The sequence below is a fragment of the Cytobacillus sp. FSL K6-0129 genome (assembly GCF_038007625.1).
In the GTDB taxonomy this organism is placed as follows: Bacteria; Bacillota; Bacilli; order Bacillales; family Cytobacillaceae; genus Cytobacillus; species Cytobacillus kochii.
The window spans coordinates 1-15410 of record NZ_JBBOXM010000001.1 but is presented as its reverse complement, the minus strand read 5'-3'; the positions used below and the strand labels follow the sequence as shown (position 1 = coordinate 15410).

The window sequence follows — 15410 nt, the reverse complement described above, 5'->3', positions numbered from 1 at the left end:
TTAACGATCTTCACCTTTTTCCCATTCTATTAAATATTGGATGGTTTCAATGTCATTTTTCGTTTGAAGGTGAAAAATATCTTGGTAATTCTCATGCCCCTTCCCAATAACAAATATCCAATCACCACTTCCTCCTATTTCCCACATTTTCTTTATAGCCATAGTGCGATCCATTATGACTTCCCCATTTGTAAATGGTTTTGTTAAGTTATATAATTCTTCTTCTACAACCGTTTTACTCTCCCCATTTATATCATCTAATGTAAGGATAAACTGCCGACAATAAGTAGATGCCACCTTAACCATTTTAATTCGCTTGCTTTTATCCCTTTTTCCTCGAAATCCAAAAACCATATATATTTTTTTCGCTCTATTTTCTTTAGCTGTTTGGAGAAGGTAGATGAGAGCATCTTCTGTATGAGCATAATCAATAATAAATACGGCCCCTTTCTTATTGTAATATTTCTCCCATCTGCCAGGTACTCCTCTAAAATTCATTAATCCTTGCGATATTACCTCTTTTGATATGCCCGATTCTAAACAAGCAGCAATAGCGATAGCTGTATTATAAAGATTATGTTTCCCCGGTAATGGTGAATCTGCTACAATAGTATCTTTTTTAACACTTGATATTTTTAACTGATATTTTGCATCTTTAAACGTGAGCTGCAGATCATAATCGCCAGCTTTACCAATTGTTTTTATTTTATTATGTTCCTGCTCAAGTGCTATTTTCGCCCCCCATGTATCCTCAATGTTGACTAATCCAACGCCTTCATCTTTTAATAAAGAAAAGATTTTCTTTTTCTCGCTGTAATACTCTTCAATCGTATGATGATAGTCCATATGATCATGAGTTAAATTTGTAAAAATAGCTATATCAAGCAGTAATCCTTCTGTACGATGTTGATGGAGTGCATGGGATGAAATTTCTAGTATGATAAAATCATCCATACTTTCAGCTAATAAAGATTGTAGTTCTAAAGCGTCTGGAGTTGTATTTTTAGCTTTTCTTGTTTGGTTATTAATATTATTTTCTATCGTGCCTATCATTCCACAAGAATACCCTGCTTCTTTGATGAGATGGTGGATGAGATAGGCTGTAGTTGTTTTACCATTTGTGCCCGTTATCCCAATTAAGCGATGTTTTTTGCTGGGGTGGGCATAAAATATGCTTGCTAAAATGCCTAATGTTTTCCTAGAATCTTGAACTGCAATATACGGAACAGTGAGCGATAATCGCTTTTCCCCTATCACAGCAATCGCTCCATTTTTAATTGCTTCTTCTATATATTTATGCCCATCCTTTTCAAAACCGGAAATGGCAATAAATAAATATCCTCGTTTTACTTTCCTTGAATCTGTAGTTAAACCTTTCACTACTTCATGACCACTATCTTTTAAGTCCGTTTGTAATAAGTTAAATACATCAATTAATTTCATATAAAAAACTCCTTAAGGCACCAATAAAGTTACTATTTTTTGTATGCCCACGAACAAAAAAAATATGCCTTTATGAGACATATTAAGTATTACTATTAAAGTAATTGGAAAATAGAAGAATCGTAATTCTGATGTGGTACTCTACGTGCAAATTGTGAAAGGTATTTGTAACTTAAGCGACTATGTTGTGAAATAAGATACGCATCCTGTGTCGCTCCTGGCTTTCTTAGCGTATTCAATGCTTCTATCATCCCTCTTTCACTTTCCAATCCTACTCCGTGTCCAAAGTATCGGTCATTACCTAAATAGACTGCATTTTCTCCCGTCCATATTGGATGCTCGAAATCGGGATTATAAAAGTAAACAACATCTCCTGGAATGAAATCTCTTCCTATCCGTGTATCTATACCTAAGTCTTGATCATAATTCCAATCCCAAACTAAAAGACCTTGGAATAAAGTGTTAAATCGACTAATCGAAATCGAATCCAATACTGATTTATAAAATAACAATACAATTGCTGTAGAACATTCAAATGCATATAAGTGGCTATTATGAAACACATCCCTTATCGCATCCGAGGGTAATATATATGGTTTTAATACATAACCGTACTTCGTTTTTGTCCAAATCTGAGGGTTAAATCTTGATACATCAAATGGAGCGAATTCTGCTTTACTTTCATGTAACTGGTAAGCGGCTTGAATTAGTTTTTCTCTTAAGAGTAGCTCAAATTCAAAAACAAAAGCAGAATCATAAAAAAATTGCTGTGGTGAAGAATCGAGTGCTCTATAAATATCTTGTTGTATAGGACTAAATGAATGAATAGGGGGCTTCTCCTGTGACTGAATAATAATGGTCATAAACACTTACCTCCCTTTATTTAATTTTCTTCTGACAACATATAATACCAAATTATGTTCTGCCCCGTTCAGAGGTTCATAATAGCCAATAATAAGTTCATCTATTAGAAAATTATATAAAAATAACATTTTTCTGAAAAAGTATTGCTTTACAGCAAAAAAGCACTTACAATACATCATATATTCCAAAGTTTCAGAAATATATCACATCAGCAGGAGGCACTTAAATATGGCAACATTCCTTGTAGCAATTGTATTACTTATTCTTGGATACATGTTTTATTCGAAATTCGTAGAGAAAGTTTTTAGTATCGATGATAGTAGAAAAACCCCAGCGTATACAGAAGCAGACGGCATGGACTTTGTCCCAATGAGCTGGTGGAAAGGAAATCTTATTCAACTATTAAACATTGCTGGCACCGGTCCGATATTTGGCGCATTAATGGGTGCATTATACGGACCTGTCGCGTTTATATGGATTGTTATTGGCTGTATTTTCGCTGGAGCTGTTCATGATTATTTTTCAGGAATGCTTTCACTTAAACATAAGGGAGAACAATTCCCTAATCTCGTTGGTAGATATCTAGGGAATGGAATGAAAGTTTTTATTAATATATTATCCATTATATTAATGATTTTGGTAGCAGCTGCTTTTACAGCAAGCCCAGCCCAATTGATTTCTTCTATTACCCCACTTAGTTTTACTGTATCGTTAATGATTGTATTTGCTTATTTCGTTATTGCAGCGGTTCTCCCGATTAACCAAATTATTGGTAGAATTTATCCGATATTCGGTGCGATATTAATCTTTATGGCTGTGTCCATTGGTATCGCTTTACTATTTAATGGTCAACCTATTCCAAATTTAACTTTTAGCAATTTACACCCTGAAGAATTGCCAATTTGGCCATTATTAATGGTTACCATTTCATGTGGCGCTATATCTGGTTTCCACGCAACACAAAGTCCAATTGTATCAAAAACTTTAAAAAAAGAGTCTGATGGAAGAAAAGTATTTTACGGAGCAATGATTGGTGAAGGAATCATCGCCCTTATTTGGGCAGCAGCAGGAATGACATTCTTCGGAGGAACAGGTGGCTTACAGGAAGCTTTAGCGACCGGCGGGCCAGCAGGCGTGGTGAATGAAATTTCCATTTCACTTTTAGGTACACTAGGGGGCATTTTAGCGATACTTGGTGTTATTATTCTACCTATTACAACAGGAGATACAGCGTTACGTTCATCGAGAATGATGCTTTCTGAAACTATTTCGAAGTACTTGAACTTTAAAGGGAATGGACAGATACTACTTGTCACATTATTAGTTGGTGTTCCAACATTTCTTTTAGCAACGATTGATTATTCCTTTTTATGGAGATATGTTGGTTGGACCAACCAATTATCTGCCACGATTATGCTTTGGACAGCAACAAGTTTCCTACTAAAATCTAATAAGCAGCACCTCATAACAGGAATTCCAGCTATGTTCATGACAGGAGTATCTGCTACTTATATATTTTACGCACCTGAAGGATTGCAATTATCTTATCCAATATCTTTAACAATTGGGACAGTCTTATCGATCATCGTGTTAATCATTTACATCAAGAAAATAATTGACACACGAAGTCATAAGACAACTAACATAGAAATTGTCTAATCTGAAGCAGACTGGGAAAGTGTGAATCCCAGTCTCTTTTTATTATTATGGGCAATCAATTAAAATGAAGATAACTGTTGTCTACTATATACTTACAATGAGAAAACAACTCATTCACTAACAGGTAAAATGTTATTTGTCAACAATATACTTTGACAAACAACGTAAAAAAGTGCTAATTTTATAGAGAGCGTGATTTTAAATTTGCAATTATAGTAGGTGATGAATTTGAGTAAAAATATGAATAAAGATATGATTAAATTTATTAGAAAAAGTTATAATATGACACAACGAGACTTCGCTCGAATTGTGAGCTGCAGCTTCTCGCTCATCGCACTTGTTGAAGTGGGAAAAAGACGAGTCACATCGGATTTAGAAAATAAAGTCAAGGTAGCATTTGACTTAGATGATCAACAATTACAATCAATTTCTACATTAATAACTGAATTTAGTAAGGGCGTTCCACCTTTTATGTAAGCCACTATATCCAACCTTTCTCCTTTGCTTTAGTTATTGCTTCAATCCTATTCTTTGCCTCTAACTTATTAATGATTTCTGACATATAATTGCGCACCGTCCCAGCAGACAAAAAAAGGTGCGCCGAAACCTCCTTTGAAGTTAAACCCGACGCAATAAGCCTCAACACTTCCTTTTCCCTGGAAGTGAGTGGGTTATCTTGTCTCAATTGATTAAATACCAGTTCCGGAGAAAACATTCTCTGACCATTCATCACACGCCTAATGGCTTCAGCTAGTTCTTCACTCGGTCCATCTTTTAATAAGTATCCGTGAACTCCTGCTCCTATTGCCCTTTCAAAATAACCTGTTCTAGCAAACGTTGTTAAGATAATAACTTTACATAATGACTTTGCTTCAAATATTTCCTCTGCTAAATCTAATCCACCTTTTATAGGCATTTCAATATCTAATAAACATACATCTGGTGCCATTTGATGAATTAATTCTGTTGCTTCTTTTCCATTATTCGCTTGCGCTATGACTTCTATATCTTCCTCATAGTTTAATAATGTGCTTAACGCTCCTCTTAACATCTGCTGATCTTCAGCTATTAAAACTCTTATCATATCATTTAAGTACCTCCGAACTTTCTTTCTACAATTGGAATGAATACATTGACAGATAACCCTGTTTCATAATGGAAAAAGTTCAAGCTACCTTCAACTAACTCTAGACGTTCAGACATGCCTTTTAAACCATTCCCTAATTTCGTGTCTCGATTAAATCCTATTCCATTGTCTGAAATAGTTACCTCTATCCCTAAATTATTTTGCGATAATCCAATTACACAATGAGTCGCCCGAGAATGCTTAACGATATTTGTAATTCCTTCTTTTATACACATACTGATCATATTTTGCATCATTGATGTTATATTTTCACATCTATTCAGCCCTGTTACCTCCAGCGTAATATTGGCTGAATTTAATATCCCTTTGCAATCACTAATCGTTTCAGCAATTGTTAAAACTCGCATGTCTGCCACTAACTCTCTTACTTGTTTTAAGGCAATCCGTGAAGTCCGCTCGATTTCATTTACCTCTTTGGTGACAATTTGGGGATCAGCTTGATGCTTAGTCATTTTCGCTACTAGTTGAGATTTTAATGTTATATAAGATAGTGTATGACCGAGTGTATCATGTAAATCTCGAGCTATTCTCATTCTCTCTTCTCTTTTAATTAATACTTCAATCTGTTCGTTTGCTTCATTTAATTTTTCTTCTAACTCCATTTTCGTCGACATGGAGTGAATACCAAAAGGAGATATAATCATAACAACAACCATTACGACGAGATAAAAGTATTCGCTCAACATTTCATATTGTAAAATAACAGGTAAAATCGAAGAGAATACAAATAAAATCATACTAATTGTAAACATCTTAGAATTACGCAGCCACCCGATGAAATTTGCACAATAGAACCCGAGCAATACTAATGAAGGTTGATAAAAATAGGTAAAAATAATAATAATGATAAATTGTAGTATTAACCAACCCATATAAGAGGACATTGGTGGATCAAAGAAAAGTTTCCTATAAGATAGAAAAAAAAGGAATAAAAGCATCCATCCAATCACTGCCTTTACCCCTGTTTCATTTATTAAAACAATAATCGGAAACATTAAATAGACCAAAAAAACATATGGGAGAAAACCATATTTGACAGGAAATAACTTATAACCCAAAAAGCTTACACCACCACTTCTTGCTTTCTTCTAATATAAATACTTAATACTACAAATAGAAGGAAATATCCTGCTAATACAGCAATATTCAGCAAAGAAGGGTTGCCACCTTCTGTAATCTCCCATACACCCGCTCCATAATGATAGGAAGGAATCGCTTTAGCAATGGACTTAAAAATTGATGGCAACACTTCAATTGGCATAAATAACCCCCCCATGAAAGCTAAGACCATATAAAAGAAATTACTGATTCCAGCAGCTGTCTCCACCTTGTTCATTGCACCAATAATTGTTCCAATAGCGAGAAAAGGTAAAGCGCCAATTAATATCCATAGCGCGCTTGTCAGCCATTGCCAAACGCTCAAATTAACCCCATTTATCACCGCACCAACAACAAAAATAATGGTTACAGAACAAATGTGAATCATCGTTTGCCCAACCATTTTTGCTGAGAAATAAACACTTGAACTAAGCGGGGTTGTTCTCATTAAAGTGGACCAACCATGAGCCTTTTCTTCTACTAATCGAATGCCTAACGTCAAAATACTCGTCCCCATCACACTAAAACAAGTAACGGACATTAAGAACCGACTGTTCCAACTGTCTCCCATTCCAGTATTAAATATATTTGTAAAAACAAAATAAAAAACGATAGGCATAAATAAAGACCAAAAAACAAAATAAGGATTTCTAAATATCCTTAATACCTCTACTTTTGTCTGCATCAACCATCCTCTCATTCACTGATCCCCCTTTCTACTGTTAATAATTCAAACGCATCTTCAAGTCTTGCCCGATGTAAATGAATGTCTCGCATAACGACCTTTTTTTCAAACAACTCCCCCAAAAGCGCATCAGTGGAAGAAGTTGTTAACACAATCCGTTGATCAGTTATTTTCGCACTTATGACATGAGAAAATGTTTGTAGCAAGCTGATATCAACCTGATCTGATTTAAACGAGATAGCTCCATCAGACAAATGACTTTTTAATTGTAAAGGTGAACCATCAGCAATCACCTTTCCTTGATTAAATAACATAATTCTCTTGGCAACATCATCAGCTTCTTGTAAGTAATGAGTGGTAAAAATAACCGTTTTACCTTCATCATTTAAATATTGTATCGCTTGCCAAAATTTTTTTCTTACTGTACTATCCATGCCAACAGTTGGCTCATCTAAAAAAACGATTTGTGGATTACTTATAATGGCTAATGCAAAATTCAACCTTCTTTTTTGACCACCCGAGAGTTTATACGCCTTTTTCTTAAGCAGCTCTATAGGGATACCTGTAATTTCCAACACTTCTTCTAAACGTAAAGGGTTTTCATAATAACTACTAAACATGAGTAATACTTCTTTCACAGACAATGCATCAATGACACTGACCTCTTGGAGCATCACACCAATTCTTTCTTTCACCGCTCGCTCATGAGGTTTCTTATTTAAAATCAGTATATTTCCTGAGGTTGGTTTAACTAACCCTAATAACATCAGCAAGGTTGTTGATTTACCAGCCCCATTCTTCCCTAGTACAGCTAATAACTCCCCTTTTTCAACTTCAAAAGACACATCGTTAACTGCCCATAAATCCTTATACCTTTTAGTCAAATGTTTCGTAGCAATGATTGTTTCCATTAACACCATCTCCTTACTAAAATTATATGAGATGGCTTACTTGTCCGTTTAGTGTGTGATGTCACCCCCCTCACATGACAAATGTCACTACTTGAAATTCTTTTCATAAAAAAAACCACAGTTCAATCATCTGTGGCATTACTTCAATTAAGGTAATTTAGCTAACTTTTCATAAACATCTTGCATTGTAAAGCAGCCCTTTTCTTTGACTTTTTCAACATAACATACCCAAAGTTTAGCTGTTAACATGGCATCACCTAAAGCATGATGGCGATGTTTGACTTCAATCTGATTTTTTTCACATAATGTCTCTAGCCTAACAGAGTGTTCCACTGTATCAATGATACGATATAAAAAGGAGGTATCAAATACGCGATGTTTAAATGATGTTCGATAAAGCTGCCAAAACGCATGCTGAAAGAAGCGCTTTTCATGGTTTGAATGATGAGCAATGAAAGGTAAGCTCTCCGTATATTTCAAAAATTCCATTAACACATCTGCTAAAGGTGGCGCATTTTTTAACTCCTCTTCCTTCAATCCCGTTAAATGCTTTATTGATGAAGCTAAATCTTTTTCATATTGTATTAAAGAGTAAAAGTAATTGTCATGATCAATTCTTCCATTTAGGATTTTGACAGCTCCAATTGATAGTATCTGATCACCATTATCTGGACTAAACCCCGTTGTTTCTATATCGACAACTACAGCACTCATTTGATTTAATGACGTTTGTATCAATCGATCTTGATTTAAATCTTTTTGAAGCTGTCTCATGAAAGCCATTGATTTAGAGTCTTGCGTCTGGAGCCCACCGAACCTAGTTTGATTTAACTTTCGGACAAATTGAAAAAAGGGTTCAAAAGCCATTATTTCACTTCCTGCTCAATTACATCTTCTACATATTGATGAAGTCTTCTGCCATTTTTCAAAATCACCTTTATCTTACTTTTTTCTTCCCTATTCATGTTTCTCACATTTAAATAATGGCCATCTTCATAGGTTGACATAGGGGTAAGTAGTGAATGGCGTAATTTTAGTAACTGTTGGAAATCATGATGATACGGTAATAATGCGTGTTTATATGGCTTTTTACACATTAATCTTTCTAACCGTGACAATGTCGAGCTTTCAACTATTCCCTCCTTTATAGAAAGTAATCGAATGCCATTAACGAAAGGTAAGAATGCTGCGTACTTTATATTGATTTCCCCTTTATGTGATCCATGATTTTCCGTTAATATTTGCCCCAACGGCCCAATAGAGGTTTTTATATGCTGTATATTATCCAATAATCTCTTTAAGTTATAAGGATTTTTTTGAATTGCCTCATGCACACTTCTCTTTAAATGATTAATATATTCGCTTTCTCCCACTAACACTCTTGCATCAAAGAATATTTGCAGATGCCTCATTGTTGCCCAAGATTTTTCATCTAGCCATGACTGTAGTTGCTCAAACCACTCAGGTTGTGACTTACACCAAAGGGGATTACTACTCATAATATTACCGTCACAGTATGGGTAACCAACAATATTGAGCCCCTCGGCTAATTCTTTGCCTAACTGATGAAAATATCTTTGCAAGGTGGCGTCTTTTTCTTCATAGATGATCCCATGATCTTGATCACTTATATAACCTTGTTCTTCTCTTCCACCGCTACCTGTTATAAACCAAGCAAACTCGCTCGGTGGTTTTTCCCCTAATCTTTTTACAGCATAATGAAACGTAGCTCTCATTACTTCATCATGAAAATTGTTTAATTGCACTTGATTAAACTTTTTCTTAGTTAATTCATAATCCCGCCAATCTCTAATCGCTTCATATGTCTCAAAATCATCCGTCGGCAAAAACAACACTTCCTTACAGAGGGTAAAAGCCTCCCACTATAGGAGGCTTCACCTTATGATGTTAATTTCGTTTGTTTCTCACTTGACATAAACTCTTCTGGATAACCATAGCTACCATGTTCACTCATGTCTAAGCCCATCACTTCTTCTTCTTCACTAACACGGAGACCATTCATCATTTTCTTCATTACGAAGAGAATGACAAATGAAGCAACAAAGGCAAAAAGTCCTGATGTTACAACTCCTAACGCTTGAACGCCTAATTGGCCAAATCCGCCACCATAGAATAATCCTGCTTGACCAGTTACCTGCTCTGCTAATTCTGGTGTTGCAAAGAATCCTGTAGATAAAGTACCCCATACTCCAGCTGCACCATGAACAGATAATGCGAAGATTGGATCATCAATTTTCATTTTATCAAAGAACTTTACACTAAAGAATACTAAAAGTCCGGCAACTAAACCTATAACAACAGCAGCCCAAGGTTCAACGAAAGCACACGATGCCGTAATGGCAACTAAACCTGCAAGTGCACCATTTAATGTTGTAACAATATCAGATTTACCAAGAACGATCCAAGAGATAGCTAATGCTGCAACCGCACCCATCGCTGCAGCTAAATTTGTGTTTAGTGCAACAAATCCGAAAAATGCACCATCAACTGATGTTGTACTACCTGCATTAAATCCAAACCATCCTACCCAAAGAATAAGCACAGCTAATGAAGTATAGACTTGGTTATGTCCTGCAATATTGTTACTAGAACCATCTTTATTGAACTTCCCGATACGAGGCTTTAATAAAATAGTTGCAGCTAAGGCAGCCATTGCACCTGTTAAATGGACAACTGTTGAGCCTGCGAAATCTTGCTTCTCATGTCCCGCTAACCAGCCTCCACCCCATATCCAATGTGCAACAACCGGATAAATAACAGCAGAGAATAAAATAGTAAAAACAACATAGACTGGGAACTTTGCTCTTTCAGCAAAACCACCTAAGGCGATACAAACAGCAATAGCAGCAAAGGCACTTTGGAATACAAAGAAAACCGTATCAGATAAACCTGAATCTCCACTTTCAGCTCCTGAATAGAAGAAGTCCGTCATGCCAACAAAGAAATTCGCGTTTCCTCCAAATATAAATCCATAACCTACAGCCCAGAAAACAAGGAAAGTTAATCCCACTGTAAAAATAGTTTTCCCGGTAATATGACCTGCATTTTTCATTCGTGTAGATCCTGCTTCAAGTAATATAAATCCACCAATCATAAAAATAACTAAAATTGCAGCAATCATTGTCCACACACTGTTCAGATAAAATATTTCATCCATATCTTTTCTCCCCCATTTCCCGCGTCATATAACTTAACTAATAGATGTTAGATTATATGACATCTATTAAGTTATTCTTATTTTATCGCAAAATTCTCATAAGTCAATGCTCAATTTTATATTTTTTAGAAAATTTACTCATCTTTTTACCTGTTAGTTTTTACCCATATGAATGATAGCCCTTACATTAGGAAACCTTATAAAAGAGCAATGTTTCACTTGCTCAAAATGACGAAGGAGTGATTTGTTCAATGAGCAGAAATAAATTAGTCGTTCCCGAATCAGGTCAAGTATTAAATCAAATGAAAGAAGAAATCGCTCAAGAATTTGGTGTACAACTTGGCGCAGAAACCACTGCACGTGCTAACGGATCAGTCGGAGGGGAAATGACTAAACGACTGGTTGCTTTAGGTGAACAACAGCTCCGTAATCAAAAATAACCATTAAGTAAAAAGCAATGCCCTAGGGAGGCAAAGAAAAGGTCTCCCACGGATCTTAAAGCGAGGAAGTGAATCGATTTAACGTTCACTCCCTCGCTATTTTTAATTTGTTTGTATGTACTCACCATTACCACGCAAATGATAAATGAAAAAATTAATAATTATATACTTCTCGTTCGGCTTCTTTACTGCATTCCACTTCTCATGCACACTCCTTATTTGTTCAGCTTTTTTTATATTTCCTTGTTAAACGATATTAAGTGAGAGGTATATCAAAGCGAAAAAGATCTTTATCGTAAAAGCCATGACGATAAAGACCTTTCTATTGTCAATTACCTAGAGGGGAGCCATAATTAGCACTCCAACTGCATTAGAACATCTCTTTTTCAATTATTGGCAAACGCATTTTCTTTTAACCTTAGAAAAAATATAGTGAACCAATATGAAGTAAAACATATCCCTAGGTCAATCAAAAATATATAGAACTGATTCATACTTCCATAAAAGCTTACGAAGCCTACCTTCTCTTCAATCGTTGCAAAACCAAATGCAATAATAGCACTCACAATAATTGTATATAAATAAAAGTTTCTTTGTCTATTTGTACAATATTGATAAACAAATAAAAAAACAACCGGAAGTAAAGAGGTCGTCATATTTGTTGCACTAGGTAATGAAGGAATGAGAAAATAATTATGAATAAACAAACCTTTCCGCAATAACATTGTATCGATAAAGGTCCATAACATATTCACTGTATATCCGTAGAAAAACACCTCAAATATCCGCTTTCGATCAATAAAAAAATAGACGAACACTAAAGGAGCAATAAAGAGAAAGAGTACCATCCAAAATTGCCAATGTGTATAGTCAGAATATGACTTCCAATAATCAGATAGCAATTGTTGAAATTGTTTACTATCTATATGTAATGCTGTTAGATATTCCTCCTTACTCATAACTTTACCTCCTTCACAATTAACCTCTTTCTCAATATGTTTCAAGAGATAGTTTTTTATTCACCGTTCATCGCTTTATCGACATACATAATTTACAAATAAAAGCTAAAAATACCTAATAATAACGGAAGGAGTGGCAAATAAGATGATGAAAATAATCAATGCAAAGTTAAAAACCTTACTCGGTTTCTTTATTGGCAGTCTGGCGGTATCTATTATTTTTAATATTATTCAAATCAGCTTAATTTCTGAGGTCAAAGGAAAGTTAAGTACGGTTATGGATGAGCAATCAAATTAAAAGTACAATAGGTGAGTCCTCATAAAGCTAGAAGACTCACCAAAAAGCTATTCATGATTATTCCTTTAACTTCTTTTTATAATCGAGTGCTCTCTACTGTCGATATTAACCTCGAACTATTTGCCAAAGTTGTCTTTATTCCTTTAATAAATACAGTGATTCTAAGTAAAATGCACTTCTGTATTTGTTTTGTCTCTCCCAATACTTATAATTAAGTTCAACTATGCTATTTATCTTCCTGACACACCCCAAGGATTTGTAAATATTTTTACTAATACTAATGAAAAAAGAGGCTGCCCTTGTGGGACACCCTCTAATTATTTTAATGGAAACCTTGATCGTCTTGATTTCGTATTTGTTGTAAATAATTCTCCGTATAAATACGTTGTGAATCTGGGACATTTTTTTCATTCTCTTCAGGATCAAATTTTGTTAAACCTTTCTTCTTCGCTACCCAGTCAATCACAAGTCCAAATCCTAGAAGGGAAAGAATCAAGATAAGAAACCACCACATTCTTTTATCACCTCTTTATTAGGAAATCCTAAAAAAAGAACAATTGCTATCATTATTTTTTTGATTATTCTAATAATACCATAATTAGGAAAAAATATCAAATAGACACAAATGTCTTCGTGTATAAAAAAATCCTGTTATCAAAAAATATAGATGTAATAAAAATTAAAATAAGGAGATCATACAATGAAAACATTACAACGCATCGCTTTAGCGCTTGTTATTATTGGCGCGATTAACTGGGGACTTATTGGATTATTCCAATTTGATTTAGTTGCAACGATTTTCGGAGGCCAAGATGCCATTCTTTCTCGCATTGTCTATACATTAGTCGGAATTAGCGGCCTCATTTGCCTATCTCTTCTCTTTGCACCAATGACAGAAGAAGAAGACAGAGACGTCGATAATCGCGTTATTGATGGAAGACAAGTGAGTTACTCTACAGAATTCGCTGAGGAAAATGATTTATCTGATATAAAAGAAGAAGATAAAGAAAATCGAGATCAATAAATAAAAAAGTCCGGACATATATGTTCGGGCTGTATTTATGGCGTTAACTTCTATCCTACTGGTACTACAAAAAGTAGTATCCTTAAACAAACTGTGAATACAAACTCTTTCTACCCTACTCTAAATACCAAGAAGCCTTGTTTAGCGAGGCTTCCTTTATTATGTTTTTAAGTTTCTCCAATAGACCTACCTACATTCATAATTCGTCTTTATGTTTTTGGCTTAGTTCGTACCTCCATCTTCCAAAAAATCAGAATAACTTTTCTCAACACAACATGGCACCTACTACTTAATCTGAATTTCACCACACTTAAAATCCTGAACCGAGGAATTCTGCAAAGAAGGTGAGTTAGGCAAAATAGGGAATCTTTAACTTCAAATTTACCTTTTTGTAATATCATAATTTATTTACCCACTTTTTCTTAATATGACGAAATTATCACACTAATACATATTTTGTAATGTATTTCGATTGTGTGGAATTCCTCCACAATTTAAGCTTTTGATGAAACCTATTTTGAAAGGGGAATATTTTTTATGGAACAGCTCACCTTTATAATTGCTATTGTAGCTTTCGTCATTTCGCTTATAGTTTTCATTTCAGGTATTTTTAAAAATAATTTAAAAGGATATCTCCAATCTAAAACCGCCAAAACCGCTTTTCTATTTTTTATCATTTATATCGTGAGCTTTGTTACTTATATTCTTATATCCAATTAAGCAGAGCTTAAAGAAACGCCTCGTTTTAAAACGGGCCTTTATTAACTATTTTCACTCATGAATAATTTATATATTGCATACACAAACTATCTATCGTGGCCAATCCTTACATAAGGAGAAAATCATGAAACTTAATAAGATAGGGAGTGTAATTATGGGAATTTTAAGCGGAAATCCAAAAGATGAACCACTACATTATGGTGAAGTTTATGGACTATTCACTAACCTTTTTACAAACAATGGAACGATATCTGGTTATGAGACACTTATGAACCATGCTGGCGATGATGACTTAAAAAAGCTAATAGAAGAAGCTATTAAAGGGTTACGTGCTGAGAACCAACAATTAGAAGAGCTTTTAAAAAGTAATGGAATCGGGTTACCACCTGCACCACCTGCCCGCCCTAATGCAGATTTAAATGATATTCCTGTTGGTGCAAGATCCACTGACCCAGAGATCAGTGCTGCAATCTCTGCTGATACTGCAGCTGGATTAGTTGCATGTAGTCAAGCAATTGGTCAATCAATCAGAGAAGATGTCGCAATGATGTATGGTCAGTTCCATATGAATAAAGCTCAGTTTGGTGCCAAAATGTTAAAGTTAAATAAGGAAAAAGGTTGGTTAATCCCGCCTCCTTTGCACATGAGTAAAGGAACAGAATCATAATTTATAGGCGCCTCGAAATGAGGTGCTTTTTTTACTAATTTACACCCCACTCACTTTTCGCATTTTCTTCGCAGTAAGACTTGTTTACACTCGCTATTTAACGTGGCTGATTTACCTCATTTTACTTTCTCCTTTAAGAGTCTATAGCGCCTTTTCTCATTGCTCATTCTTTGTCCCTATTGAAACTCGTTGTGTTTTATTTTAATACTGAAGAACAATTTTAAATCCTCTATTTTAACGACAAACTGATACTTCGTATGACTCATCGAAATTTAGACATAAAAAAAAGCCTTGATGTATCAAGACTTTTAGTATGA

The 15410-nt window shown here is 34.9% G+C and carries 17 protein-coding genes; 6 read left to right on the top strand and 11 right to left on the bottom strand.

Annotation, left to right across the window (positions count from 1 at the left end):
• Both MHI57_RS00085 and MHI57_RS00080 read right to left on the bottom strand, forming a co-directional pair.
• Entirely contained in the window at positions 1-1443 is a 1443-nt protein-coding gene (locus MHI57_RS00085; protein WP_307314743.1) for a UDP-N-acetylmuramoyl-L-alanyl-D-glutamate--2,6-diaminopimelate ligase, read from the bottom strand.
• Positions 1444-1538: 95 nt separating this feature from the next.
• A complete protein-coding gene (locus MHI57_RS00080; RefSeq protein WP_095369753.1) occupies positions 1539-2306 on the bottom strand; it encodes a protein-glutamine gamma-glutamyltransferase in 768 nt (255 codons plus the stop codon).
• Positions 2307-2535: 229 nt separating this feature from the next.
• On the opposite strand from MHI57_RS00080, the gene MHI57_RS00075 reads away from it, so the two are divergent.
• Both MHI57_RS00075 and MHI57_RS00070 read left to right on the top strand, forming a co-directional pair.
• Positions 2536-3966: a carbon starvation CstA family protein gene (locus MHI57_RS00075; protein WP_307314746.1), complete on the top strand. Its 1431-nt coding sequence runs from the start codon at positions 2536-2538 to the stop codon at positions 3964-3966.
• 228 nt (positions 3967-4194) lie between these two features.
• Complete coding sequence (locus MHI57_RS00070; protein ID WP_306469957.1) at positions 4195-4443, top strand: helix-turn-helix domain-containing protein; 249 nt, start codon at positions 4195-4197, stop codon at positions 4441-4443.
• 4 nt (positions 4444-4447) lie between these two features.
• Here MHI57_RS00070 and MHI57_RS00065 read toward each other — a convergent pair whose 3' ends face one another.
• From MHI57_RS00065 to MHI57_RS00035, 7 genes are all read right to left on the bottom strand, one after another.
• The gene (locus tag MHI57_RS00065; protein ID WP_340974266.1) at positions 4448-5050 is read right to left on the bottom strand and encodes a response regulator transcription factor; all 603 of its coding nucleotides are present in this window, start codon (positions 5048-5050) and stop codon (positions 4448-4450) included.
• Positions 5051-5055: 5 nt separating this feature from the next.
• On the bottom strand, positions 5056-6171 hold the full coding sequence (locus MHI57_RS00060) for a sensor histidine kinase (RefSeq protein WP_307314758.1): 1116 nt from the start codon (positions 6169-6171) through the stop codon (positions 5056-5058).
• Positions 6172-6176: 5 nt separating this feature from the next.
• On the bottom strand, positions 6177-6911 hold the full coding sequence (locus tag MHI57_RS00055) for an ABC transporter permease (protein WP_095369757.1): 735 nt from the start codon (positions 6909-6911) through the stop codon (positions 6177-6179).
• Positions 6908-7807 carry an ABC transporter ATP-binding protein gene (locus MHI57_RS00050; RefSeq protein WP_095369758.1) on the bottom strand — a complete coding sequence of 300 codons (900 nt, stop codon included), beginning with the start codon at positions 7805-7807 and terminating at the stop codon, positions 6908-6910. The genes MHI57_RS00055 and MHI57_RS00050 overlap by 4 nt, the downstream gene beginning before the upstream one ends.
• A 147-nt stretch (positions 7808-7954) precedes the next feature.
• Positions 7955-8674 (bottom strand): exonuclease domain-containing protein, encoded by a 720-nt coding sequence (locus tag MHI57_RS00045; RefSeq protein WP_095369759.1) that lies wholly within the window; start codon positions 8672-8674, stop codon positions 7955-7957.
• A complete protein-coding gene (locus MHI57_RS00040) occupies positions 8674-9654 on the bottom strand; it encodes a DUF294 nucleotidyltransferase-like domain-containing protein (RefSeq protein WP_340974261.1) in 981 nt (326 codons plus the stop codon). The genes MHI57_RS00045 and MHI57_RS00040 overlap by 1 nt, the downstream gene beginning before the upstream one ends.
• A gap of 53 nt (positions 9655-9707) precedes the next feature.
• Positions 9708-10985, bottom strand: coding sequence for an ammonium transporter (locus tag MHI57_RS00035; protein ID WP_322909183.1), 1278 nt, complete (start codon positions 10983-10985; stop codon positions 9708-9710).
• 251 nt (positions 10986-11236) lie between these two features.
• Here MHI57_RS00035 and MHI57_RS00030 point away from each other — a divergent pair, with 251 nt between their 5' ends.
• The gene (locus MHI57_RS00030; protein ID WP_095369762.1) at positions 11237-11425 is read left to right on the top strand and encodes an alpha/beta-type small acid-soluble spore protein; all 189 of its coding nucleotides are present in this window, start codon (positions 11237-11239) and stop codon (positions 11423-11425) included.
• A gap of 386 nt (positions 11426-11811) precedes the next feature.
• Here the strand turns inward: MHI57_RS00030 and MHI57_RS00025 are convergent, their stop codons facing one another.
• Positions 11812-12384 carry a hypothetical protein gene (locus MHI57_RS00025; protein WP_095369763.1) on the bottom strand — a complete coding sequence of 191 codons (573 nt, stop codon included), beginning with the start codon at positions 12382-12384 and terminating at the stop codon, positions 11812-11814.
• Positions 12385-12529: 145 nt separating this feature from the next.
• On the opposite strand from MHI57_RS00025, the gene MHI57_RS00020 reads away from it, so the two are divergent.
• Positions 12530-12682: a hypothetical protein gene (locus MHI57_RS00020; RefSeq protein ID WP_157733742.1), complete on the top strand. Its 153-nt coding sequence runs from the start codon at positions 12530-12532 to the stop codon at positions 12680-12682.
• A gap of 322 nt (positions 12683-13004) precedes the next feature.
• Here the strand turns inward: MHI57_RS00020 and MHI57_RS00015 are convergent, their stop codons facing one another.
• Complete coding sequence (locus MHI57_RS00015) at positions 13005-13196, bottom strand: hypothetical protein (protein ID WP_095369764.1); 192 nt, start codon at positions 13194-13196, stop codon at positions 13005-13007.
• 186 nt (positions 13197-13382) lie between these two features.
• Between MHI57_RS00015 and MHI57_RS00010 the strand changes: the two genes are divergently transcribed.
• Positions 13383-13706 (top strand): DUF378 domain-containing protein, encoded by a 324-nt coding sequence (locus MHI57_RS00010; protein WP_340974246.1) that lies wholly within the window; start codon positions 13383-13385, stop codon positions 13704-13706.
• Between the two features lie 874 nt (positions 13707-14580).
• Positions 14581-15093: a DUF3231 family protein gene (locus MHI57_RS00005; protein WP_095373485.1), complete on the top strand. Its 513-nt coding sequence runs from the start codon at positions 14581-14583 to the stop codon at positions 15091-15093.
• Positions 15094-15410: the final 317 nt, after the last annotated feature.

Excerpts from the sequence above, each read along its gene's own strand:
- MHI57_RS00065 (WP_340974266.1), bottom strand. The coding sequence starts at position 5,050 with ATGATAAGAGTTTTAATAGCTGAAGATCAGCAGATGTTAAGAGGAGCG.
- MHI57_RS00005 (WP_095373485.1), top strand. The coding sequence starts at position 14,581 with ATGGGAATTTTAAGCGGAAATCCAAAAGATGAACCACTACATTATGGT.
- MHI57_RS00055 (WP_095369757.1), bottom strand. The coding sequence starts at position 6,911 with ATGAGAGGATGGTTGATGCAGACAAAAGTAGAGGTATTAAGGATATTT.
- MHI57_RS00010 (WP_340974246.1), top strand. The coding sequence starts at position 13,383 with ATGAAAACATTACAACGCATCGCTTTAGCGCTTGTTATTATTGGCGCG.
- MHI57_RS00030 (WP_095369762.1), top strand. The coding sequence starts at position 11,237 with ATGAGCAGAAATAAATTAGTCGTTCCCGAATCAGGTCAAGTATTAAAT.
- MHI57_RS00020 (WP_157733742.1), top strand. The coding sequence starts at position 12,530 with ATGATGAAAATAATCAATGCAAAGTTAAAAACCTTACTCGGTTTCTTT.
- MHI57_RS00075 (WP_307314746.1), top strand. The coding sequence starts at position 2,536 with ATGGCAACATTCCTTGTAGCAATTGTATTACTTATTCTTGGATACATG.
- MHI57_RS00080 (WP_095369753.1), bottom strand. The coding sequence starts at position 2,306 with ATGACCATTATTATTCAGTCACAGGAGAAGCCCCCTATTCATTCATTT.
- MHI57_RS00085 (WP_307314743.1), bottom strand. The coding sequence starts at position 1,443 with ATGAAATTAATTGATGTATTTAACTTATTACAAACGGACTTAAAAGAT.
- MHI57_RS00050 (WP_095369758.1), bottom strand. The coding sequence starts at position 7,807 with ATGGAAACAATCATTGCTACGAAACATTTGACTAAAAGGTATAAGGAT.
- MHI57_RS00045 (WP_095369759.1), bottom strand. The coding sequence starts at position 8,674 with ATGGCTTTTGAACCCTTTTTTCAATTTGTCCGAAAGTTAAATCAAACT.
- MHI57_RS00035 (WP_322909183.1), bottom strand. The coding sequence starts at position 10,985 with ATGGATGAAATATTTTATCTGAACAGTGTGTGGACAATGATTGCTGCA.
- MHI57_RS00025 (WP_095369763.1), bottom strand. The coding sequence starts at position 12,384 with ATGAGTAAGGAGGAATATCTAACAGCATTACATATAGATAGTAAACAA.
- MHI57_RS00015 (WP_095369764.1), bottom strand. The coding sequence starts at position 13,196 with ATGTGGTGGTTTCTTATCTTGATTCTTTCCCTTCTAGGATTTGGACTT.